The organism is Fibrivirga algicola, assembly GCF_011742925.1.
In the GTDB taxonomy this organism is placed as follows: Bacteria; Bacteroidota; Bacteroidia; order Cytophagales; family Spirosomataceae; genus Fibrella; species Fibrella algicola.
On the sequence record NZ_WAEL01000007.1, the window covers coordinates 124415 to 145830 of the forward strand.

At 55.4% G+C, this 21416-nt stretch carries 21 protein-coding genes; 9 read left to right on the forward strand and 12 right to left on the reverse strand.

What is annotated here, in order from left to right; all coding sequences use genetic code 11:
* The first annotated feature begins 66 nt into the window (after positions 1 to 66).
* Positions 67 to 2616 carry an FdhF/YdeP family oxidoreductase gene (locus F7231_RS18755; protein ID WP_166693053.1) on the forward strand — a complete coding sequence of 850 codons (2550 nt, stop codon included), beginning with the start codon at positions 67 to 69 and terminating at the stop codon, positions 2614 to 2616.
* Between the two features lie 89 nt (positions 2617 to 2705).
* Here the strand turns inward: F7231_RS18755 and F7231_RS18760 are convergent, their stop codons facing one another.
* From F7231_RS18760 to F7231_RS18775, 4 genes are all read right to left on the reverse strand, one after another.
* Complete coding sequence (locus F7231_RS18760) at positions 2706 to 5759, reverse strand: WD40/YVTN/BNR-like repeat-containing protein (RefSeq protein WP_166693055.1); 3054 nt, start codon at positions 5757 to 5759, stop codon at positions 2706 to 2708.
* Between the two features lie 22 nt (positions 5760 to 5781).
* Positions 5782 to 6132 carry a transmembrane 220 family protein gene (locus tag F7231_RS18765; RefSeq protein ID WP_085414101.1) on the reverse strand — a complete coding sequence of 117 codons (351 nt, stop codon included), beginning with the start codon at positions 6130 to 6132 and terminating at the stop codon, positions 5782 to 5784.
* Positions 6133 to 6266: 134 nt separating this feature from the next.
* Positions 6267 to 7004 (reverse strand): tetratricopeptide repeat protein, encoded by a 738-nt coding sequence (locus F7231_RS18770; protein WP_166693057.1) that lies wholly within the window; start codon positions 7002 to 7004, stop codon positions 6267 to 6269.
* A gap of 113 nt (positions 7005 to 7117) precedes the next feature.
* Entirely contained in the window at positions 7118 to 7846 is a 729-nt protein-coding gene (locus F7231_RS18775) for an N-acetylmuramoyl-L-alanine amidase family protein (RefSeq protein WP_166693059.1), read from the reverse strand.
* Here F7231_RS18775 and F7231_RS27765 point away from each other — a divergent pair.
* Positions 7845 to 8036: a hypothetical protein gene (locus F7231_RS27765; RefSeq protein ID WP_166693061.1), complete on the forward strand. Its 192-nt coding sequence runs from the start codon at positions 7845 to 7847 to the stop codon at positions 8034 to 8036. The genes F7231_RS18775 and F7231_RS27765 overlap by 2 nt on opposite strands.
* A 128-nt stretch (positions 8037 to 8164) precedes the next feature.
* Here the strand turns inward: F7231_RS27765 and F7231_RS18785 are convergent, their stop codons facing one another.
* Positions 8165 to 9013: an AraC family transcriptional regulator gene (locus F7231_RS18785; RefSeq protein WP_166693063.1), complete on the reverse strand. Its 849-nt coding sequence runs from the start codon at positions 9011 to 9013 to the stop codon at positions 8165 to 8167.
* A gap of 190 nt (positions 9014 to 9203) precedes the next feature.
* Here F7231_RS18785 and F7231_RS18790 point away from each other — a divergent pair, with 190 nt between their 5' ends.
* Positions 9204 to 10385 (forward strand): MFS transporter, encoded by a 1182-nt coding sequence (locus F7231_RS18790; protein WP_085414096.1) that lies wholly within the window; start codon positions 9204 to 9206, stop codon positions 10383 to 10385.
* A gap of 42 nt (positions 10386 to 10427) precedes the next feature.
* Positions 10428 to 11087: an HAD family hydrolase gene (locus tag F7231_RS18795; RefSeq protein WP_310589351.1), complete on the forward strand. Its 660-nt coding sequence runs from the start codon at positions 10428 to 10430 to the stop codon at positions 11085 to 11087.
* 79 nt (positions 11088 to 11166) lie between these two features.
* Here F7231_RS18795 and F7231_RS18800 read toward each other — a convergent pair whose 3' ends face one another.
* On the reverse strand, positions 11167 to 11649 hold the full coding sequence (locus tag F7231_RS18800) for an MOSC domain-containing protein (RefSeq protein WP_166693065.1): 483 nt from the start codon (positions 11647 to 11649) through the stop codon (positions 11167 to 11169).
* 55 nt (positions 11650 to 11704) lie between these two features.
* A complete protein-coding gene (locus F7231_RS18805; RefSeq protein WP_166693066.1) occupies positions 11705 to 12166 on the reverse strand; it encodes a hypothetical protein in 462 nt (153 codons plus the stop codon).
* Positions 12167 to 12258: 92 nt separating this feature from the next.
* Here F7231_RS18805 and F7231_RS18810 point away from each other — a divergent pair, with 92 nt between their 5' ends.
* Positions 12259 to 12801, forward strand: a complete 543-nt coding sequence (locus tag F7231_RS18810) for a hypothetical protein (protein ID WP_085414093.1) — start codon at positions 12259 to 12261, stop codon at positions 12799 to 12801.
* Here the strand turns inward: F7231_RS18810 and F7231_RS18815 are convergent, their stop codons facing one another.
* From F7231_RS18815 to F7231_RS18825, 3 genes are all read right to left on the reverse strand, one after another.
* A complete protein-coding gene (locus F7231_RS18815) occupies positions 12802 to 13314 on the reverse strand; it encodes a MarR family winged helix-turn-helix transcriptional regulator (protein ID WP_166693067.1) in 513 nt (170 codons plus the stop codon). It abuts the gene before it with no gap.
* Positions 13315 to 13353: 39 nt separating this feature from the next.
* On the reverse strand, positions 13354 to 14283 hold the full coding sequence (ctlX, locus tag F7231_RS18820; protein WP_166693069.1) for a citrulline utilization hydrolase CtlX: 930 nt from the start codon (positions 14281 to 14283) through the stop codon (positions 13354 to 13356).
* 154 nt (positions 14284 to 14437) lie between these two features.
* Positions 14438 to 15901, reverse strand: a complete 1464-nt coding sequence (locus tag F7231_RS18825; protein WP_166693070.1) for an arginine deiminase family protein — start codon at positions 15899 to 15901, stop codon at positions 14438 to 14440.
* 180 nt (positions 15902 to 16081) lie between these two features.
* Between F7231_RS18825 and F7231_RS18830 the strand changes: the two genes are divergently transcribed.
* From F7231_RS18830 to F7231_RS18845, 4 genes are all read left to right on the forward strand, one after another.
* Entirely contained in the window at positions 16082 to 16567 is a 486-nt protein-coding gene (locus tag F7231_RS18830; RefSeq protein ID WP_085414089.1) for a Dps family protein, read from the forward strand.
* A 168-nt stretch (positions 16568 to 16735) separates the two neighbouring features.
* The gene (locus tag F7231_RS18835; protein ID WP_166693072.1) at positions 16736 to 17812 is read left to right on the forward strand and encodes a M20 family metallo-hydrolase; all 1077 of its coding nucleotides are present in this window, start codon (positions 16736 to 16738) and stop codon (positions 17810 to 17812) included.
* A 450-nt stretch (positions 17813 to 18262) separates the two neighbouring features.
* Positions 18263 to 18577, forward strand: a complete 315-nt coding sequence (locus F7231_RS18840) for an autorepressor SdpR family transcription factor (RefSeq protein WP_085414087.1) — start codon at positions 18263 to 18265, stop codon at positions 18575 to 18577.
* A 34-nt stretch (positions 18578 to 18611) separates the two neighbouring features.
* On the forward strand, positions 18612 to 20219 hold the full coding sequence (locus F7231_RS18845; protein ID WP_166693074.1) for an alpha/beta fold hydrolase: 1608 nt from the start codon (positions 18612 to 18614) through the stop codon (positions 20217 to 20219).
* Between the two features lie 41 nt (positions 20220 to 20260).
* Here F7231_RS18845 and F7231_RS18850 read toward each other — a convergent pair whose 3' ends face one another.
* Positions 20261 to 20668: a hypothetical protein gene (locus F7231_RS18850; RefSeq protein WP_166693076.1), complete on the reverse strand. Its 408-nt coding sequence runs from the start codon at positions 20666 to 20668 to the stop codon at positions 20261 to 20263.
* Between the two features lie 41 nt (positions 20669 to 20709).
* Positions 20710 to 21303, reverse strand: coding sequence for a phosphoribosylglycinamide formyltransferase (gene purN, locus F7231_RS18855; RefSeq protein ID WP_166693078.1), 594 nt, complete (start codon positions 21301 to 21303; stop codon positions 20710 to 20712).
* Positions 21304 to 21416: the final 113 nt, after the last annotated feature.

Here is a 21416-nt window from a genome sequence, read left to right on the forward strand (position 1 = left end):
TATAAAGTCTGGCAGTTTTGCCGCATCACAACGTTCCTTCAATCGGCCCAAGCGTCGCCAACCTATATGGATAAGTCACCCAAGAGCGAGAAAAAGCCCAGCAATCCGCTGGAGCAGCATGTCGAAACTAAACCCGTTAGCGGGCAGCGGCCCGAGCAAGGTAAAGAGATGACCAGCGACCATTATGATCCGCAGGGGAAACCCGATGCAGATAAACGTATTTTCCCAACTCCCGACAACCTAGGTGCGAAAGACCGGAATCCGGTGCTGGCCCAGCCGCCCGAAGCGTTTACGGGCCTGACGCTTGGCAAGCCGGCTACGGTAGCCGCTGGCGTTACAGCGGTGCTGAAGTCGATGGAATTTTCGTGGGGTGAAGCGGGCGTTGGCCGTGGTACGCACGCCCTTGTGAAGCTGAATCAGAAAGATGGATTCGACTGTTCATCCTGCGCCTGGCCCGACCCCGATGATCATCGGTCGATCGCTGAGTTTTGCGAGAATGGGGCTAAAGCAACGGCCTCGGACGCTGACACCCGCCGGGCTGATCCGGACTTCTTCGCTACACACAGTCTGGTCGACCTGTCCAGAATGACCGACCGGGATTTGAACAACGCGGGCCGCCTGACGCATCCGATGGTGTTGCGGCCCGGCGCCACGCACTACACGCAGATCAGCTGGCCCGAGGCGTTTCAGGTGGTGGCCGATGAGTTGAACGCGCTGAACTCGCCCGATGAGGCACTTTTCTACACGTCGGGTAAGGTACCGAATGAACCAGCCTATCTGTACCAGCTTTTTGTGCGGCAGTTTGGTACCAATAACCTGCCCGACTGCTCGAATATGTGCCACGAAAGCAGCGGATCGGCCCTAAGCCCAACCCTTGGTTTGGGCAAGGGATCGGTCACGCTCAATGATGTACACGAAGCGGAGGTGATTCTGATTATGGGCCAGAACCCGGGCACCAATCACCCCCGTATGCTGAGTGCCTTGCAGATTGCCAAGCGGAATGGTGCCAAGATCATTGCCGTGAACCCCCTGCACGAAGCTGGCCTGAGCCACTTCAAAAACCCGCAGGATTTTATGAATCCGATCAAGGCCGTGGGTACGTTGCTGGGAAAGGGTACTCCCATTGCAGACCTGCACCTTCAGGTGAAGATCAACGGCGACATGGCCGTGCTGCGAGGCATCATGAAGCACCTGATTCGGGCCGAAGAACTGAATCCGGGTGTGGTGATCGATCATGAATTCATTAAGGAGTACACCACTTGCTATGATGAATTTCTGGAGACGATCCGGAACACCAGTTGGGCTGATATTGAAGAGATGAGTGGCCTGACCAAAGAGCAACTGCTCGAAGCCGCCAACATCATCGCTCCGAAACAGAAGCTGGTCACCTGCTGGGCAATGGGCCTGACCCAGCAGAAAAATGGTGTAATGAGTATTCAGGAGATTGTGAACCTGCACCTGATGAAAGGCGCGGTAGGTAAACCCGGTGCGGGTACGTGTCCGGTTCGGGGCCACTCGAACGTGCAGGGCGACCGCACCATGGGCATCTGGGAACGGCCACACAAAGAGTTTCTCGACGCCCTGCAACAGGAATACGGGTTCGACCCACCCCGCGAGCATGGCTACGACACCGTGGAGTCGATCAAGGCGATGTATGAAGGCAAAACCAAGGTATTCATGAGCCTGGGCGGTAATTTCCTGTCGGCTTCGCCGGATACCGAGTTTGTGGCTGAAGGCTTGCGTAAACAGAGCCTGACGGTGTTTGTGAGCACAAAGCTGAATCGGGGGCACCTCGTAACGGGAAATACCTCACTGATCTTGCCCTGCTTCACCCACCTTGATATTGATATGCAGCGCTCAGGCCAGCAGTTTACATCCTGCGAAAACTCGATGGGGGTGGTTAGCCAGAACAAAGGCGTATTGCAGCCGCTGGAAGGGGAGATGCTGAGCGAAGTAGCCATTATCTCGGGCATTGCCATTACTACCCTGGGCGACCGCTCGACGGTAGATTGGGTCGGCTATACCGAAAACTATGACCTGATCCGGGATGCCGTTTCGCGCGTCATTCCCGGATTCGACAAATTCAACGAGAAGATCCGGATGCCGGGTGGATTCTACCTGCCCAACGGCCCCCGCGAACGGAATTTCACGACCGAAAATGGGAAGGCCAATTTCACCGTAACCGATATGGTGAAACACGAAATCGCACCGGATCAACTGGTGATGATGTCGATTCGAAGCCACGACCAGTTCAACACGACCATCTACGATTACAATGACCGGTACCGGGGCGTGTATGGCGAGCGGCGGGTCATTTTCATGAATGCCGGCGATATGAAACAGCGGGGCATTCGGGAGCGGCAGCTCGTCAACATTACTAGCCATTTCGAGGGGCAGCAACGAAAGCTGGAACGCTTCGTGGCCATTCCGTATAATATTCCGAAAGGAAACACGGCGGCATACTACCCGGAGGTGAATCCGCTGGTGCCGGTGGCCAGTGTAGCGTATATCAGCAACACGCCCACCTCGAAATTCATTGTTGTTACCGTCGACCCCGTTGCTGAAATGCTGCCCGAAGGCAAAACGGAGGCCGTGTCGATGGAACTGGCGGTCTAGTAAAAACCTAACGCGGACTTTAATCTGCCTTGACTCGCGGGGTGATATTCACCAGCACGGGCAAGGCGGACTAAAGTCCGCGTTAGGTTTTATTTTCCTTCACCCCCGCCTTCGGCTTCTTCCTGTTCGCGCCACTGCTCAAACTCGTCGGGCGAGGCAAACGTAACGGGGCGACGTGCGCGGCGTTCTACGGCTTTTACTTCCAGGTCGCGGCTTACGGTCTGGCCGTTTTGCGTCAGCGTAACCTTGTACTTTCCGGGGCGGATATACAGCTTTTTGTTGTCGGCCAGTGTTAGGTCAACGGCTGGCGCATCTTTCTTTTTGCCCTCGTTCAGGTACGTCTGGTACGCGGCCCGCTGGGTGGTGTCGACGGTGTAATCGAAGGTGAGGTAATTTAGGCCGGCTTCGGTCGTGTCGGTCAGCGTCCGCAGGGTGATCCCTTTATCGGTGGTGATGGTTGCCTGGGTACGTCCTGCCTGCTTAGCCATATAGGGGATCGTCATCGAGTAGGTGGGTGTTTCCTCATACAGCACTTTCCGGCCCCAGGCGGCACTGGCTGTTACTGGTTTCAGGGCAAACAGGTGCAGTGGCTTAGTCAGGATCGAATCGCCCAACTGTTGAATCAACTCCAGATTGACCGTGTACAGCGACCGGCCGTGTGTACCGACCAGCAACTCGGGGTCGCGGGGATGAACAACCACATCGTGAATGGCTACGGCAGGTAACCGGGTGGCCGCGCCTTCACCGCTCAATGGCATAAACGAATTGCCTTTGTCCAGCGACAGGTACAGGCCGTGGTCGGTGCCTACGTAGAGCAGGTTCGGGTTCTTCGGGTCTTCCTTTACCACGTTCACGGGTTCGGCAGGCAGGTTCTTGCCCAGGGCCTTCCAGGTTTGGCCGAAGTCAGTTGATACGAACACGTAGGCGGCAAAGTGGTCGTCGCGGTAGCCGTTCAGGGAGGCATATACCGTACCTTCCTGGTGTGCCGAAGCGGCTACCCGGCTCACCCACAGGTTGTCGGGCAGGCCGTTTGTGATCCGTACCCAGGTGTTGCCGCCATCCTTTGAAACGTGAATCAGCCCATCATCCGAGCCGGTGTAGATCAACCCGAAGCGGAGCGGTGATTCGTCGATGGTGGTCAGCGTGCCAAAAGTAACGTCGCCTTCGCGGGGACCTTTGGTCAGATCACCCGAGAGGGTTTTGAATTCGTCGCCCCGGTTCAGGCTGCGGTGGAATCGGTTCGACCCGAAATAAATCACGTCCTGGTTGTGGCGCGAGATCAGGATGGGGGCCTGCCAGTTCCAGCGGAGTTTAGCTTCACCGATTTCGATAGGCGGCACCACCAGCCGTTTCATTTCGCCACTGGTCTTGTTGATTCGGAAATAGTTGCCGAACTGAAAACCGGAGTACACCGTGTTGTTGTCACGCCAGTCGACCTGCACCTGCATGCCGTCGCCGCCCACGAGCGAACGGTACGGGTAACGGCCACTGGCCTGCCAGTCGTAGTCGGCCCGGTAGGTACTTGGGCCGGTCCAGACGCCGTTGTCCTGCAAGCCACCATACACGTTATAGGGTTTCGCCATATCGACGGCCACGGCGTAAAACTGCCCAACGGCGGGGGTGTTGGCCTTAGACCAGGTTTTGCCGGAATCGTAGGTGATGTTGATGCCGCCATCGTTGCCTAAAATCTGGTGCTTGTTGTTGGTCGGGTTGATCCAGAGCGCGTGGTGATCGGAGTGCACATTGTCCTGGTCCATCGACCGGTATGTTTTGCCTCCGTCTTCAGAGCCAATAACGGGCACCCCCGCAATCACAATTTTGTCGGCATTGTCGGGGGCTACCCACACGTTGCCAAAATAGTAACCGTAGGTGTTAAAAAGCCCGTCGAGGTAATCGGCGTTTACCTTACGCCATTTCGCCCCACCATCGTCAGACCGGTACACTTCGGCCCCAATCACTTCAGCGTTGATGAGCCGTGCGTTGGCATCGTCGGTGTATTCGAGAATAGAAAGTGGCTTGATCTTGTCGGTCTGCACCAGCTCTTTGAGCACCTTCGGGGTGTAGCGCTCGGGGAAACTCTGCTCTTCGAGGTATTCCGCAATAAACGAATCTTCGGCTTTCAAAAATTCGTCTTTCGAGATAACCCGCAGCCGGTCTTTCGTCAGCTTACGAGCGTCGACCACCGCTTTTTTATCGGTGGGCTTTTCGGGTCGGTTAGTCTGATTGTCGAGAATCAGGTACAGCGTTTTAGTGTTGCCGGGAAAGATCGTTAGCCCGATGCGTCCCGTTTTGTCGTCGTTGGGCAGGCCACTTTGCCCGCCCGAGATCAGCGACCAGGAGTCGCCGCCGTTTGTGCTTTTATACAGGCCTGACGTTTTGCCGCTTTCCACAAAATTCCATGCTTTCCGCTCTTTGTGCCACATGGCAGCGTACAGAACGGTCGGGTCTGTCGGATCAACATCGACGTCGATGGCGCCCGTCTGGTTATCAATAAAGAGCGTCTTTTTCCAGGTACGTCCTCCGTCGGTAGTTTTATAGATACCCCGGTCGGCGTTGTCGGAGTAGAGGTGACCCACGGCGGCTACCCAGGCGGTGTTGGGGTCGGTGGGGTGTAGCGCGATTTTGCCAACGTGGTGGGTATCGTCGAGTCCGGGAAGGTGCTGCCAGGTACGTCCCTGGTTGGTGCTTTTATAGCAGCCCATACCCGCATACGACGACCGGCTCGAATTGGCCTCGCCCGTGCCGAGCCAGATTGTCCCCGTTTTCCAGTCGACGGCCAGTGCGCCGAGCGTCATAACGGCTTCGTTTTGGAACAGGGGCGTAAACGAGATGCCATTGTTGGCGGTGTGCCACAACCCGCCGCTGGCGTAGGCCACGTAAAATTCGCCGGGGTTCTGGGGGTTCACCGCCAGATCGACTACGCGCCCGCTCATGACCGTGGGACCGATTGACCGCACGGGTACGTTCTGCAGGAGCGAGGTCTGAATGAGCTGGGTACGTTGGCTGGCCCCCGCCATGCGGTCGGTGGCTGTGGTCGCCATGATGCCAACCGGTGGCGTGGCGGTGGTTCTCTTTGCCTTTTTCTGGGCAACCGCGCCCGTTGTCAGCGTCAGGGCGGTAAGTGACAGTAGTAGTTTGTTCATGTTGATTAGGTAGGCCACTAAGTTAGGCTTTTTTGACTCGGCTAACGACCCAGGCCATGATGCCCATGGCAATAGCGCAGATCAGCAAGCCGCCCGATTCGCGAGCCAGTTCGATATTCACGGTTTTCATGCCAACCTCGTTCAGCAAAAAGCCTTCGAAAGCAGGTGGCCACTGGTACGCGGCCGCTACGCCGTAGAGCACGGCCATCCCCCCGAAAAACCAGACCTGCCCCACGCGGGCGAAGGCCATAATGCAGGCCATCGCCGCAAAGCCATAGATCGGCACCCAGACCTGCGGGTCGGGGTCGTTGTACTGCACGGCGGCGAAGAGCACGAACAGAAAAGCAAAGATGAGGGGAAGGGCTTTGTTCATGAAACAGGCGTTGCGGGGGAAGTTTACGGAGTAGGGAGGTTGAACATGTAAGTGGTGTGTGTGGCTTGGCACTACGTGTATTGGTATTGCTTACGCGTAGCCCTTTGACTAGGCGTAAGCAACACCAATACACGCTACCTACAGTACGCAGCGATGGCGTTGGCAGCATCGGGGTAATTTAGCTTTTGAGCTTGCTGCAGGCTTAGGCAGGCGGCGTCACGCTGATCAGCCAGAATCTGCGCCAGACCCAGCCCATAAAACGCTTTACCGAAGGTAGGGTCAATGGCGATACAAGCTTGAAAGTCAGCTAGGGCGCCGGTCAGGTCTTTCTGGTTGAACCGTAGATTGCCCCGGTTGTACAACGCCAGTGCATTTCTCGGGTTCAGCTTGATCGACTGGTCGAAGTCCGTCAGGGCCGGTTGAGTCTGGCCTTGCAGGGCGAAGAGCTGCCCCCGGTTCAGGTACGTTTCCGAGGTTGCGGTTTTAGCGGTATCGGGCGCGAGGCGAATGGCTTCCGAGTAATCGTTCAGGGCAGCCTGCACGTCGCCCTGCGTTGTTTTTAGGAGTGCCCGGTTGTAATAGGGTCGGTAGAAAGTGGGGTTCAGTTTCAGCGCCTGTTCATAGTCGAGCAGGGCATTACTATACTCTTTCAATTCAAAATAGGCCACGCCCCGCGTGTTGAACGCATCGGCATTGTCGGCATCTGCCTCGACCGCCTGATTCAGCGCCGCCAGCGCCTCGCGCGATTTACCCTCACGCAGTAGGGCACGTCCCTGATCGAGGTAATCGTCGGACGACGTACAGGCAACGAGTGTAGCTGAGAGGGATAAAACCGCGACTGCGGACCGTAGATGGAGTATGAACTTACGCATTGATTCGTGCTGAATTGACCTGTCCAAAAGAGACATTCCGCAAAAGTAATGCGTACGGGCTGTTTCGGGTTCAGATAAATGCGTCAGGTTGCGCCCAGACAGAAATCGTGCCTTCAGCGCGACCGATAATCGTCGACGATGCCCTGCATCATCCAGTTGGCCAGCGCCAGCCGGTTCGATGCCAGTAAAAAACGCCGCTGGTCGAGCCGGTTCTGAATGTTACCCAGCTCAATAAATACCGTAGGCGCGTGACTATTCCTGACGACATACAGCGTATTTCGGGTCGATACATTGCCGGAGTATGGTCGGGCGGGCTGGTACCGTTTGTAGTTGGTTTTGAAGCGTTGGTGAATGTGCTTCGCCAGCCGTGCGCCCACTTTGCTGTTTCCGTGGTGATAGAAGAACACATCGATCGTCTCTCCCTGACTTCGGCTGTCGACATGAATGGTGATGAATCGCTGGTAGGTTGCTTTATGGCTGGCATACAGCTTGTTGACGGCGGTAGTTGTTTGCTTGAGCCGGGCCGTCTGGTTTAGCGGAATCGGCTGATTGGGATAGGCCACCTCGTCGCGGTCCAGCTTGAGCACGGCATCATTCCGGATGCCATCGTTGGGGTCCTGCACCAGCATGAATACCGTAGCGCCCTGCCGCTTAAGCAAATCAGCCAGCCGGATGGTAACGTCATAGGCGTACTCATCCTCGGGCAATAGCGCGTTGCCAAACTTACCGATGGCGCCGGGATCGGGTCCGCCATGCCCTGAAGCCAGGTAGAAGACGGTGCCACTAAGCGGGCGACGACTGACCTTAATTGGCGCGGAAACGTTGGTTGATTTCGCCTTCATGACTGTTTTTGTCGTCGTCGTGATTCGGCGTATTATCCTGACTTTCTTCCGCTTGACGGGCTGCTTTGGCTTCGGCTTTATAACCCTGGAACTGGCCGCTGGCTTTGCCTTGCTGGCCGGTCTGGGGGCGTTACCAGCAATTGAGTTGATTGCCGTGCTGATGAGTAACAGGCCGCAAAAAATGAGGTGATGAATGGGCAAAGCGTTGGTTCACTGCAAGTTGAATGGAGCCTGTTTACGAGTTGTGAACAGGTTGACAGCGCAAAAGTAGCCGAAAACGATGCTGACCCCAAGCCGCTGCATAAGGTCCCGCGCGAGTTAACCCGCCAGCCCCTTGCGGTAAGTCGTGGGCGTCTGGCCCGTAATGGCTTTAAATGTCTTATTGAAATGTGACAGATTAGTGTACCCCACATCGGTGCTGATGGCGGCAATGGGCTTATCAGTATGCAGCAAGCGCCGCGCCTGACTGACCCGGTATTCGTTGACGAAGTCGGAAAAGGTGAGCTGGGTCATTCGCTTGAAGTACCGGCAAAACGCGGGCACAGTCAGGTTTGCCAGATCGGCAACCGTGCGTAAATCAATGGCCTCGGCGTAGTGACCGGAAACGTACGTGTATATCCGGTTGATGCGCTGCTCTTCCCTGGGGTCTACCGTAAACTGAATGCCGTCGGCCTGGAGGGGCACCACATCGCTGGCCTGGGCCAGATGCCGGAAAATAGTGAGCAGGGTAAGCAGTCGGTCGAATCCCGTTTGCGTGGGCAGATGCGTAAGCATCGGGCCGACGATGCGTTTCGTTTCGGCTCCAAACACTAGCCCCTGACTGGCCCGGCCGAACAACCGCCGCACGGTTTCCATCTCCGGTTTTTGCAGAAAATCGCGGCCCATGAAATCGTCGCGCAGTTGCACGACCACCTCTTCGTAGGGCCCCACTTTGTCGTAGCTAAAATTCAGATGTGGAATGTTAGGCCCAATAAACACCAGTTCGCCCTCTTCATAAGTTGACACATGTTGCCCAACGTGGCGGCGGCCGTTGCCTTCCGGAATATAAACGATTTCGTATTCCGGGTGGTAGTGCCAGTATACCCAGCAGGTTTGGGGGCTGGTAAGGTGCACCACTTTAAATGAACTGTCGGCCTCGGGCTCGATCTTCTCGAATTGTAAGCGCATGGGCATACTTAATGGTGCTTGTGCTGTCTGTAACTAATGCGGATTGACTGAACCAGCCAGGCTGCATAGTGCTAAATTAACGTACCTGGGTTCTATTTTGGTCGATCACGTCTAATTAGACATCAATACAGCATTATAACCCGTAAATGAAAGCATATCGCCCAAGTGGGTCAGGGCCTATCTTTGTGTTATGAATACATCTGCTCATCCAGTTCAATCCTTCACCCGGCACCTGGCTGCTTTTTTTGGCGATGCGCAGGCGCGGGCTGTAGGGCTGGTCTTCGCCACCGAAAGCCTGGTTTTTGGCAGCTGGGTGGCGCACATTCCGCACGTGAAGGACACGCTCCAATTGTCGGATGCGCAATTGGGCATGACCTTGTTTGCCATGCCTGCCGGGCTGATTACCATGAACCCGCTCACGGCCTGGATCGTGGGTCGGCTGGGGCAGGCAAACGCCTGTTTCTGGGCGGCCATCGCCCTTTGCTGTAGCCTGCTTGTTCCCGTAAACGCCACCAACGTACCCATGCTGGTGCTGGGCCTCTACCTGGTTGGCCTGTGTAGTGCACTGATCAACGTGGCTATGAACACGCTGGCTACCGACGTAGAAAAGGCCAATAATGTAGTAATTATGTCGTCTTGCCACGGTATGTGGAGCGTTGGGGGTATTGTTAGCTCGCTGCTTGCGGGCATCGCCATTGCCAACCACGTACCCCCGGGCTACCACGTAGCGGGCATAGCTGTGTCGGTGTTGTTGATCACGTTTTTGGTGCGTCCAACGCTGGTATCGATTCCGGTGATTGCGCCCGAAAAATCTGCCTCGTTTGTCAAACCCAACCTCGATCTGCTGCTGATGATTTTTATCGGTCTGGCCGTGGCGATGGGTGAGGGTCTGGCCTTCGACTGGAGCGCGGTGTACCTGCGCGACACGCTGAAAACGACGGGGCAGGTGGCGGCGCTGGGCTTTGGTGCGTTCTCGCTGACCATGACCCTGGGCCGCTTTATGGGCGACGCCATCATTCCCCGGATCGGTGCCAAGCGCTGTCTGGTGTTGGGCGGGCTGGTGGGCGCGTCGGGACTGGTGCTGGCCGTGGCCATTCCCCTGCCAGCGGTAGCACTGCTGGGGTTTGCCTTGTTGGGGGCTGGCAGTTCGCTGGGAGCACCCATCCTGTATTCAGCCGCGTTGCGGGTGCCTAACATCCCGCCTGCCGCCGGGCTGGCTACGTTCGCTACCTTTAGTTTTGTTGGTTTTCTGGCTGGCCCGCCTATTATCGGGTTCATCGCCGAAGGGTTTGGTCTGAACTGGGGCTTGCTGTTTGTTGCCTGTATGTTGCTCGGCTCAGCGCTCGTTAGCCGATTTGTTACGTTATTCTAACTGGCCGCGGGTCGCCGATTTGTGGCCCGCGACTTCCTTGTTATGTTGAAAGCAGTCATTTTTGATATGGACGGCGTCATTGCCGATACCAACCCCCACCACCAGATTGCCTGGCGGAAATACTACGAACAGCACGGCCGAACCCTCACCGATGCTGATTTCGTAGCCTACGTATCGGGTAAGCATAACCGTGACATTCTGGGGCACCTTTTCCCAGATAATTCGATTGGCGTGGCTGATTTTGACCGGCTGGCTTACGAGAAAGAAGCCCTCTTCCGCGAAATATACGCGCCCGACGTAGTAGCTGTCCCTGGTCTGGTCGACTTCCTGAAGGTACTGAAAGCCCACGGCATCAAAACGGCGGTGGCCACCTCGGCCCCGGTTGAAAACCTTGATTTCGTTATGGATGCGCTCGAACTGCGCCCGTACTTCGATGAGTTACTGCACGAAAAACTGGTGACCCGCCCCAAGCCTGATCCCGAAATTTACCTGAAGGCGATGAGCATGCTGGGTGTGTCGCCGGAGGAATCGATCGTTTTTGAAGACTCGATGACGGGGATAAAGGCGGGGCGTTCGGCGGGTGCCCGCGTAATCGGCCTCGCCACGACGCACACCATCGATGAACTAGCCGAAGTAACTAACGACGCCATCACCGATTTTACCGAGATGACGTGGGAGCGGTTGACGAACAGGAACAGCTAGTTTATAGTTTGATGTTGCGCTGCTAACAAACCGTCTCGTTAGTTGGCAGCGCAACATCAAACTATAAACGTCAACTTATTTAAAGCAGCGTCACCTGATCGCCGACACGTACCTGCCCGCCCTGAATAACCCGGGCGGTAATGCCCCCGTGACCGCGCATGGCGCTGTAACCGCCTTCACCGAGGGCCGTTTCCATTTTTGAACAGGGGTGGCATTCGCCGGTATACTCAAGGACCACTTCATCGCCGAGCCTGAACGTTTGCCCTTTCAGAGCTAATAGATTAATACCCGATACTACCATATTGCGCCGAAGCAGGGCGGGGTCAACGGTGGGTCGGCCGGCAAACGAAGCAATGGCCGGTAAATGTTCTGCTTGAATCAGGGTGACGTGGCGCTTGCCATTTTGGCCCGAATAGTGGTCACCCATCAGGCCTTTCTGGACAGATACGATCACTTCATCGACCGGTTGCGCAGGTACGTTCCGTTCCGGTCTCACACTGATCCACTCAATCCGGCCGGGCTGTGCCACGGTCGTAAATAACTCTTTGATGTTTGCGGGCATGCGGTGTTGGGCTGAAATTCAGGCACTGCGAGGCCTGTACGACTGGTTTTGACGGTTAAATCGAAGGCGCAAACTCCAGGTTGACATCTGTTTTCTGGCCGTCGACTGTGGTAGTCTGTTGAATAGTCAGCTTGGTTCGTGTCAGTTCCAGAATGGGGAAAATACCGGCAAATCCGGTCACGTTGATATCAAGGGCCGCGTTGTTTTGCACCAGATACCAGGTGCCGCCATTGATAATCTGCTTGGTGCTGCGGTCAATGGCGCGGGCCACATTTTTGTCGGTAAATTGAATGTCGGCGAAGTTCAGGGCCAGCGCACTAACCCCCAGCCGATTTACGGCAATCACATCGCCTTTCTGATCGGTAATCCGACTTAAGCGCCAATTGTTGGCAACCAGCAGTTCAGAACGAACCGCAGTGGTCTGCACCTCATCGTCTTTTTTGCACGACACGAGGCCAACAAACGACATAAATAGAACAAAGGCCAGCCGTTTCGATGCGAGTTGAGTAATTCTCATAAGGAGGGTTAAGGGATTTTTTATTATTTTACTAACCCAACGAACACAATACAGGTTTCACGTATATCATCGCTTCTCAACACGTTGCCAAGATGAAACGGCTTCTTCTACTAACCGCCCTGTGCGGCCTATCCGTAGCCTGCACGACCACCCGGCCAACACCGGGCCATCAGCCTGCCGACGAGTCTGAGTATTACGTAAAAGCCTCTCCAATGGAGGAGTTGAACCGGCGGATTCTACCCGATCCCATTGGCGGTCTGGGCCACAGTAATGATGTGCAACTGTCGGTAACCGATATTCGGCTGACGGCCAAATATACCGTGCTGTACCTTACCTTCGACTACGCCCGTGGACAATACGGAACAGGCTCGACTACGCAGATCTCCATTGACCCGAAAGCAAAGCTGGTTAGCCCGGATGGTAAAGAGACTTTCGCATTTGTGAAAGCTGAGGGAATCCGGCAAACGCCCGATCATATTGACGTGCAGTCGGGTACCAAAGCGAAGTTTGTGCTGTACTTCGAGCGGCTGACCCCCGGAATCACCGATTTTGCCTTGTTTGAGTGCAAAGACTCGCCGGGACTGACCTGCTGGAACATTACCGACATGCACGTCGACAATCCGTCAGCGCAGTAACTAGTCCACCGCGGCCGGGTCGGCATGGAGTTGCTCAAGCGCAGCAAAAATCTGCTTTGTCAGGGACAGGGCTTCGTCTTCGCCTAGTTTCTCGGTAAACTTTGTCCAGTTCGCCTGCCAGGCCTCCGTTACGGCTGGCGCCAGACTGACACCTGCTTCGGTGGCGAAGACCATTGTGTTTTTCCCGCCCGTTTCCCGGCGAGCCAGCCCTTTATGCTCCAGCTTCTCGATCAGGCGGGTAATTGTCGACGGCGAAAGGAAGAGAATCTCGCTCAGGTACGTTGGCGTACTGCCCGGGTTGAGAACGATTTCGCTCAGGAGGTACGCATGCGAGTAGGACAGCCCCATCTTGGCGAACTCAGAATCGGCAATACCCGTCACGGAACGAGCCAACGCATTAGCCACAAAAAGCAAACAGGCCCCAAATCGCGTAGCCGACGGTGGAGGTGTCGTATTGTTACGCTGACCGAGAGCAATGTCCAGCGCTGTACTGTCGTCTATGACTTGTTCCATGCGGGGTTAACAAAAGTCGCGGGAAATCCGTTTTCGGGTCTATTTCGATGGTAAGTGTACCTCGGCCATCATGCACCGGGCCGAGCCGCCGCCGTTGGCTTCAATAGTGGCCAGGTCAAATGATTGCAGGGTGGCGTAATCGTCAAGCACGTCGATTTGTTTCTCGGTGAGGGACTGATGGGCCTGCTTTGACATGACCAGCAACTTCTGGCCTTTGATGGTCTGAACAAGCAACATATTACCAGCAAAAGCGTTCATCTGTTCAATTGTTATTTCGATGATTCGCTTATTGAGCTTTTCCAGTTCCTGCCGCACCATAAGCCGCTCGTCGAGATCCTGAATTGCCTGCAGGCACACAACGGCAAACGTGTCGCCGATGCACATCAGCACGTTGGTATGGTACACGGGTTTCCCCGTTTCATCGATGGCCCGGAAGAGTACCGTTTTGTAGCCCGTCCGGTGGCTGAATTCGGCCAGTACATCCGGGCTGGTCCGGGGTGAGAGGCAGGCAAAAGCGACCCGGTTCATCCGGTCGAGCACCATACTGCCGGTGCCCTCCAAGTACTTCCCTTCATTTTCAAAATGGGTCAGGTCCACGATTTTCGAGACGTGGAACCGCTGTGCCAGATCGTCGATCAGGTCTTGCCGCCGTTCGAGGCGCCGGTTCTCGGCCTGCATCGGGTAGAGCACTACCGTGCCGCTGTAGTGGAATGAAACCCAGTTGTTGGGGAAAATAGAATCAGGGGTGTGTGGGTCGGCGGTATCGTTATACACCATCACATCCACACCGCTGGAACGGAGTTGCCGAACCATCTCATCAAATTCGCGCTGGGCGTTGGCCTGCGATTGTTCGATTGACTGACCGGCCAGCGACGCATCCTGAAACGTGTTCGAGTCGGCCGTTTGCTCATTGAAGCCAAACCGGACGGGCCGGATCATTAAAATGCGTGACGTAGTTTGTGATTGCATATGGGGATGAAATGGGTCGGGGCGAGGCTACCCGGTCAACAAAGCAAGCGTTAAGATTACTCTGATTCGATTGCGGCAGGTTGCTGGCCAGTACACACTGGGCCCCGAACGTGTCTAAGGTTGTAACGTTTCGTTAAAAATACAGCTAAATCACTCAAAACCCGTCGCGGAAGAGGGGTAAACTCATGCAATGGCTTCCGCCCCGGGCCCGGCTCAACTCGGCAGATGGCAGCATGATAAACGTATTTTCGATGCGCTCCGGCGATGAGTCGCCCCGTTCGAAGCGGTCGAGCACGGCGGCGGCGGTTACCACGTCGAAGCCGGCCTGCCGGAACGCCTCGGCGGTGTAATCGTTGCGGTCGTAGCCAACTACCACGCCATCTTTCAGGGCCAGCAGGTTGCACGAGTCGGTCCATTGCTCGCGGGCACCAAAGGGAAATTCGTTGTTTCCCGAATAAATAAACCGTACCGGCCCGGTGGCGCCCAGGTCGTTCATACTGATGTCGGCCAACAGATCTTCCAGGTTTTCGATCTCGGTAGGCCTGTGTTCTTCTCCCTTTTTAAACTGCAGAATCTTGAGGTCTTCCGACAGGTCTTTGGGGGCGAAAAAGTGCATCACATCCCGTTTTTTTGCTTCGTCGCCGGTGCGGCCCAACGTACCCAGCAGCACCCACACGTCTCGCTTCACCTGCGTAAAAATAGTGTCGATATGCATGTAATCCCGTTTTTTGGGGATTTTCACGATGGTCACCGTATCGACCACGCCTTTCTCGAAAACCAGCCGCATGACCTGCTGGGCGGCGTAGAGCGTGGTGCGTTCGCTGCAACCAATGAGCAGGTGCCGTGGCGCAATCATCATCACGTCACCACCTTCCAGGGTAGATCGGCTCAGGTCGCGGGCTGTATCGGAGTCGGGGAGGAGGAAGGCATGCTCGTTGTCGGGAATCTCGATGATTTTGTTCTGGTACTCGGCAAACAGCGGGTGATTGAAAAAGATGTACTGCGCCAGCAAGGCCTCGCGGGTGCGAGCCTGTTTGGCGGGTTTGTTAAGCAGGATGTGGTCGTTGATAACGATGCCAATGTCGCGCGTGAAAATGAAGTTTGGCAGCGGAGCAAACAACATCTTCAGGTCGGGTAGCGAACCGGAGATCAGAATCTTGGCGAGTTCGGCGGGTAGAAAGTCGGCGAGTTGCTGCTGCGTTCTGAATGAGGTACGTTCGATGCCGCAAATGGCGGCGATCAGCTTAGTGCGAATCACCTCATCGCCGAGGATATCAGTGAGCAGGCACTGAATATCAATTACTTTTTCGGAGGCAAAATAAGCGGGATGGCCCGGTTTGAAGAAGCCGCGATCGGTGCCGGGAGCCAGATCGGCTACCCGCCCACGAATTTTGTCGGGGTCGAGAAAGTAGAGCAGCAGCTTTACGTAAAAATCGTACTCGTCCCGACGCATCATGTCGAGGTTCACGATGTCTTCAAACAGCCAATCCTGGGCTTTTGAGGGCACTACCTTACCCAGTCCGCGGTCGGGACTGTGGATCAGCAAGCGCCGCAGTGTACCTATTTCAGAGGCTACCCGAATGAGTTCAGTCGTAGGAGTGGCGGTAGTTGAAGGCATACAATCGTCGTGAGATGAAGTTGCAAGGTACACGATCGGGCCCAAAACTCCCGCCCAGGTAAGCGGCAGCAAGTGAGCCAACGGCCTTAACAAATGGTGGTCTCGTTGGTTAGGTAGGTAGACTATTCCCCGGAAATAAGTCTGATTTCTTTTCAGCAATTGAACCACTCAAACACGATTATGCAACCCAATATTGGCCTCGATCAGGACGTACTAAAGAAAGGCAACGAGCTACTCAACGCATTTCTGGCGGACCTGCACGTACTGTATATCAAGACCCGCAAGTTCCACTGGGACGTGAGCGGACCAAGTTTTAAAGAGTATCACGAGTTTTTCGAAGAGCAGTATACGGCTCTGGAAACAGAAATCGACGAGGTAGCCGAGCGCATCCGGCAGTTAGGCGGACGGCCTATCGCTACCATGAAAGATTTCCTGAAAGAATCGAGCCTGAAGGAAGATCACGATGGCCACATTCACACGCAGGAAATGTTCAAACGGTTACTTTCTGACCACGAGCAGGTGATCCGGGAACTGCGCAAAGACGTTGAGACTACCGACGAAGAACTGGGTGACGCCGGTACGGCCGACTTCCTGACTGGTTTGATGGAAGCCCACGAAAAAATGGCGTGGATGCTGCGTAAATACCTGTCAGACGAGCGGGGATAGCCCTCGGGTTATTCCTGGTCTACTTGACAACCAGAACGAGAAAGGCCGTTCGGATACCACGTATCCGGGCGGCCTTTTCTATTGTTTAGATGCCTGATTAATCACGCTGTTACGCTCGAGAAGGGGTTTTTGCTATAGGGTGCAGCAAAATCCTGTTTCTTTGTACCCATGATTCCTCCTGCTCCTGCCGCCCTCGTCGAGGACGCCCTAGCTTTGCTGACATCGTTGATTGCTACCCCGTCGCTGAGTCGGGAAGAAGGGCCAACGGCTGACCTGATTGAGACGTACCTGCGCCGCCACGGCGTAGCCACGCAGCGGGTAGGCCACAATGTCTGGGCTGTTAATGAAGCATTTGACCCGCAAAAACCCACGCTGCTGCTCAACTCGCACCACGACACCGTAAAGCCTAATGCCTCCTATACCCGCGATCCCTTTGCGCCAACTGTTGAGGATGGCAAACTATTCGGCCTGGGTAGTAATGATGCCGGTGGGTGTCTGGTATGTTTGCTGGGTACGTTCGTGCACCTGTACAAGCGCCGTGATTTGGCCTATAATCTGGTGATGGCGGCAAGTGCCGAAGAGGAAATATCGGGGCGGGGTGGTGTTGAGCTGTTACTACCCCATCTGCCCCCCATCGACGTGGCCCTTGTAGGCGAACCCACGCAGATGCAACTGGCCATTGCCGAGAAAGGGCTGATGGTGCTGGATTGCACCGTACATGGCCGGGCTGGTCACGCCGCGCGCAATGAAAGCGAGAATGCCATCACGAAGGCAATGGCTGACCTGCAGTGGTTTCAGACCTATCAGTACCCCAAGGTGTCGCCGCTGCTGGGGCCGGTAAAGCAGTCGGTGACGATCATTCAGGCGGGTACACAGCACAATGTAGTGCCCGATACCTGCACGTTCACCGTGGATGTGCGGGTGACGGAGCAATACACGCTGGAAGAAGTGCTCGCTATTGTGCGGACGCACGTACACGCCGATGTGGTACCCCGCTCGGTGCGGTTACGCTCGTCGGGTATCGCGGTCGATCATCCGTTGGTGCGGGCGGGGCTGGCGCTGGGTCGCACTACCTACGGGTCGCCCACGCTCTCGGATCAGGCATTACTGCCCATGCCCTCGCTCAAGTGCGGCCCCGGTCACTCCGAGCGGTCGCATACGGCCGATGAATTTATTTACCTCCGCGACATTGAGGAGGGCCTGGCTGGGTACGTTGCTATGCTGGAGGGGCTGGTGTTACGCTAATCTTTTTATTCTTGATGGGCGATTGCAACGGTACTTGTTGAAACAGACTCCTTTGCATATGAACGCTTCACAATATATCCCGCTCATCATACTGCTGACAGCCGCAATTCCCGCTTGCTCGCAAGACTCAGCAATGGTCATGAAACCGCTGCCAAAGTCCCAGATATATGACCATATGCCTATTAGGAAGGGCAGGGGGAATGCTATGCCAATGCCTAGCCCTCGGTACCAGTCGCGGCAGGTTCCCATGCCAATGCCTATGCTGCCTGATACGCTTCTTCGCCGCCTGAAACGGGATTCTACGAGAACTCCGGAACGATAGTAAAAAGCACTGGTTGCCGGTCAGCATACGATTAAGGCCAGTTAACCTGCACTGCAACCGTTTATCCCGATTGATGATACATATAGCTCAGTAATTAGATATTTGTCTAACTATTTAATGGAGTCCTAATGAACGCGCTATTTAAAGCTTTAAACGATCCAACGCGCCGGCAGATGCTTGATCTGCTGAGGAACGGCGATCTGACGGCGGGGGAAATTGCGGAGCAGTTCGAGATGACAAAGCCGAGTATCTCGCACCACCTTGATCTGCTTCGGCAGGCGGGGCTGGTCGAGTCGACCAAGAAGGGGCAGTTCATCACCTACACGCTGAACACGACCGTACTCGATGAATTACTGGCCTGGCTGATGGGCTTTACCGGCTCGTCGGTGCTCAACACGTCGCCCCCGAAAGCAGACGATACCCTGTCCGATAAGTCGGCTTAAGTAGTCATGATTCACCTCTTGCCTGTATTCATCAATGGAAAAGTTTTCGCGTAATTCCGAGTGGGTGCTGATCAGCATCATGCTGTTGCCCCTGATTTATTTAGCGTTCATCTGGCCTGGATTACCCGCCAACGTACCTACGCATTTCAACGCGGCTGGTCAGCCTGATGCCTACAACAGCAAAGAGAGCTTCGCCGTGGGGCTGACGGTTTTTTCTCTGTTCATCTACGCCCTGCTCCGTTTTCTGCCGGCCTTGGACCCCAACAAGAAACTGGATTCGGCCAGCTACAACCGCATTCGGTTTACGGTCACGCTGTTTTTGGCTGGGTTGGCAATGCTGATTCTGTACATCACGCAGTCGGGTAAGACCGGGGCTGTGGTGGGGAATCTGATGTTGCCGTTCGTTTCGCTGTTACTGGCGGCGATGGGAAACGTGATGCTGACTGTGCCGCAAAATTACTTTGTTGGCATAAAAACTCCCTGGGCACTGGCCAGTGAGGCCAATTGGCGTAAAACGCACCGCCTGGCGGGCTGGCTGTGGGTAGCTGGCGGATTGCTCGCTTTCGTGGGTACGTTGCTACTGCCAACTGTCGCCAAACTACCACTCTTCTTAAGCATCGTTGCTGCCTTGTCGATCATTCCTTACGTGTACTCGTACCGGCTATTCAAGCAAGGGCTAGCCCTGATCATGCTGATGCTGGCGGGGGCGGCTGCTACGGCGCAACCCGAAGAGACGCTCAGGTACGTGGTCACTCAGCCCGCTGGCATGAGCCTGACGCTGGAGGGCACCCTTACTTTTCCGACAAAACAGGCCGGAAAGATACCCGTAGTGATGCTGATTGCCGGGTCTGGTCCTACCGATCGGAATGGGAATAGCACAGTGCCGGGCCTGGGGCAACTAAATATCTTTCGGCAACTGGCCGACAGCCTCAACAAACGGGGGGTAGCTGTATTCAGGTACGACAAACGGGGAAGCGGCAGTAATCTCGCAAAGGCGGCGGCTCAGATGAAACCATCTGAACTGAATTTCGGGCAGTGGGTCGACGACGCGGTGGGCTTTATCCGGCAACTGCAGGCCGATCCGCGTTTCTCGACGGTGACCGTGGCGGGGCATAGCGAAGGGTCGCTGGTGGGGATGCTGGCCGTGCAGCGAACAAAAGCCAATCGCTTTATTTCGATTGCCGGACCCGGACAGGGCATTGCCGACATCGTGAAAGTGCAGTTTGCCAGTGCTGGTATTCCGGCCGATGTGCTGGCCACCGCCACGCGCGATCTGGACTCACTAAAGGCCGGGCAACTGGTGCAACAACCACCGGCTATGCTGGCGTCGTTCTTCAACCCCGGCACACAGCCTTACCTGATTTCATGGATGAAATACGACCCTGCTGTGGAGCTTAAGAAAGTGAACGGACCCGTACTAATTTTGCAGGGGCGGCGCGATATGCAGGTAGCCGTGTCGGAAGCCGAGCGGTTAAAAGTCGCCAAACCAACGGCTACGCTGCTTTTTTTCGACACGATGAGCCACCTGTTGAAAGAAGCCCCCACTGACCGGGCGGCCAACCTGGCCACCTATACCAATCCGAATCTCGCTATTCTACCCGCTGTGGCCGATGCCATTGCTGCTTTTGTGAAGCAGCCGTAGAAGCCGCCGGTGTAGCTAGTGTACCAACTCACTGGTAACTGTTAATTGACTTCCCGTTCCTGACGATATTTCACGGCTAATCCTTCGAGTGAGTACCCGTTGGCCGTGGCCGTGGTGAAGTACTGGTATTTGACATTTACCAGTGCATCGGCACCAAGGCGTTGCGCCTGTAGGGTGAGTTTGCCCATCAGCGCATCTTTGTCGAGCATGGTGTTGCCTCGCCCCAGCATGCGGCCGCCTTTAATCTTCTGATTAGCCTGCAGGGGCGCTTCTTCCGTGATAGACAGAAATTTAAGCTCGTCGTACGGTCGACCCGGTTGCTGGTCGGCGTAGAACAGTTCCACCGGGTACTTCGGGCCGGTCGAGATCGGTATGGCCGGTCGGAAACAACCGGCCAGCAGGAAAGGTAATAGTGATAGAACAACAGCGAGTGTAGACCGTGCGTACATAAGGATAAGGACCCCAGTTGAGTCAGGTTCGTTGGAAACGACTAACGCGCGGGTAAAGTTGCCAGTACTTCGCCTACCACGCGGGGGTAGTGGGTGTACTCCAACTGGTGCACTTTTGCCGCTACGTCGTCGGGGGTGTCGGTAGGGGCTACCGGACAGGATGCCTGAAATATAATCTGTCCTTCGTCGTAGTGCTCATTGACGAAGTGGATGGTAATGCCCGACTCCGTTTCGCGGGCAGCCACCACGGCCTCGTGCACATGATGCCCAAACATGCCTTTTCCCCCAAATTTGGGTAGCAACGCCGGGTGAATATTGATGATCCGACCGGGAAAGGCCTGCACCAGCGGGGCAGGCACCAGCCACATGAAGCCGGCCAGTACAATCAGATCGACCTCTAGACTGGTCAATAGCTGTATAATTCGGTCGGTATCGCGGAAAGCCGCCCGGTCGAAGACAACCACAGGTACGTGTTGCCCACAGCCAAATCCCCGGCGCGACCGGTCGATAACGCCAGCCTGCGGGTTGTTGGTCAAAATAAGTACAATCTGTACGGTAGCCTGATCGGAAAAGTAACGGGTAATCTCTTCGGCGTTACTGCCTGAGCCGGAAGCGAAAATGGCGATGCGTGTCAAGGGCAAATGAGCAGATGTCAGTTAGTAAGTCGTAAAGGTAAAGTGGCATCTGATTTGACAAGCATCAAAAAGTGCAACTAACTGCCTGCGGGAAGTATTCCAGCGGCTGAAGT

Bases quoted from the DNA above. Each gene is read 5' to 3' on its own strand.
- F7231_RS18845 (WP_166693074.1), top strand. From the start codon at position 18,612: ATGGAAAAGTTTTCGCGTAATTCCGAGTGGGTGCTGATCAGCATCATG.
- F7231_RS18850 (WP_166693076.1), bottom strand. From the start codon at position 20,668: ATGTACGCACGGTCTACACTCGCTGTTGTTCTATCACTATTACCTTTC.
- F7231_RS18755 (WP_166693053.1), top strand. From the start codon at position 67: ATGGATAAGTCACCCAAGAGCGAGAAAAAGCCCAGCAATCCGCTGGAG.
- F7231_RS18765 (WP_085414101.1), bottom strand. From the start codon at position 6,132: ATGAACAAAGCCCTTCCCCTCATCTTTGCTTTTCTGTTCGTGCTCTTC.
- F7231_RS27765 (WP_166693061.1), top strand. From the start codon at position 7,845: ATGACTGTTTTTGTCGTCGTCGTGATTCGGCGTATTATCCTGACTTTC.
- F7231_RS18785 (WP_166693063.1), bottom strand. From the start codon at position 9,013: ATGCGCTTACAATTCGAGAAGATCGAGCCCGAGGCCGACAGTTCATTT.
- F7231_RS18805 (WP_166693066.1), bottom strand. From the start codon at position 12,166: ATGAGAATTACTCAACTCGCATCGAAACGGCTGGCCTTTGTTCTATTT.
- F7231_RS18840 (WP_085414087.1), top strand. From the start codon at position 18,263: ATGAACGCGCTATTTAAAGCTTTAAACGATCCAACGCGCCGGCAGATG.
- F7231_RS18790 (WP_085414096.1), top strand. From the start codon at position 9,204: ATGAATACATCTGCTCATCCAGTTCAATCCTTCACCCGGCACCTGGCT.
- F7231_RS18810 (WP_085414093.1), top strand. From the start codon at position 12,259: ATGAAACGGCTTCTTCTACTAACCGCCCTGTGCGGCCTATCCGTAGCC.
- F7231_RS18770 (WP_166693057.1), bottom strand. From the start codon at position 7,004: ATGCGTAAGTTCATACTCCATCTACGGTCCGCAGTCGCGGTTTTATCC.
- F7231_RS18795 (WP_310589351.1), top strand. From the start codon at position 10,428: ATGTTGAAAGCAGTCATTTTTGATATGGACGGCGTCATTGCCGATACC.
- F7231_RS18760 (WP_166693055.1), bottom strand. From the start codon at position 5,759: ATGAACAAACTACTACTGTCACTTACCGCCCTGACGCTGACAACGGGC.
- F7231_RS18815 (WP_166693067.1), bottom strand. From the start codon at position 13,314: ATGGAACAAGTCATAGACGACAGTACAGCGCTGGACATTGCTCTCGGT.
- F7231_RS18775 (WP_166693059.1), bottom strand. From the start codon at position 7,846: ATGAAGGCGAAATCAACCAACGTTTCCGCGCCAATTAAGGTCAGTCGT.
- ctlX (WP_166693069.1), bottom strand. From the start codon at position 14,283: ATGCAATCACAAACTACGTCACGCATTTTAATGATCCGGCCCGTCCGG.
- F7231_RS18835 (WP_166693072.1), top strand. From the start codon at position 16,736: ATGATTCCTCCTGCTCCTGCCGCCCTCGTCGAGGACGCCCTAGCTTTG.
- F7231_RS18825 (WP_166693070.1), bottom strand. From the start codon at position 15,901: ATGCCTTCAACTACCGCCACTCCTACGACTGAACTCATTCGGGTAGCC.
- F7231_RS18800 (WP_166693065.1), bottom strand. From the start codon at position 11,649: ATGCCCGCAAACATCAAAGAGTTATTTACGACCGTGGCACAGCCCGGC.
- F7231_RS18830 (WP_085414089.1), top strand. From the start codon at position 16,082: ATGCAACCCAATATTGGCCTCGATCAGGACGTACTAAAGAAAGGCAAC.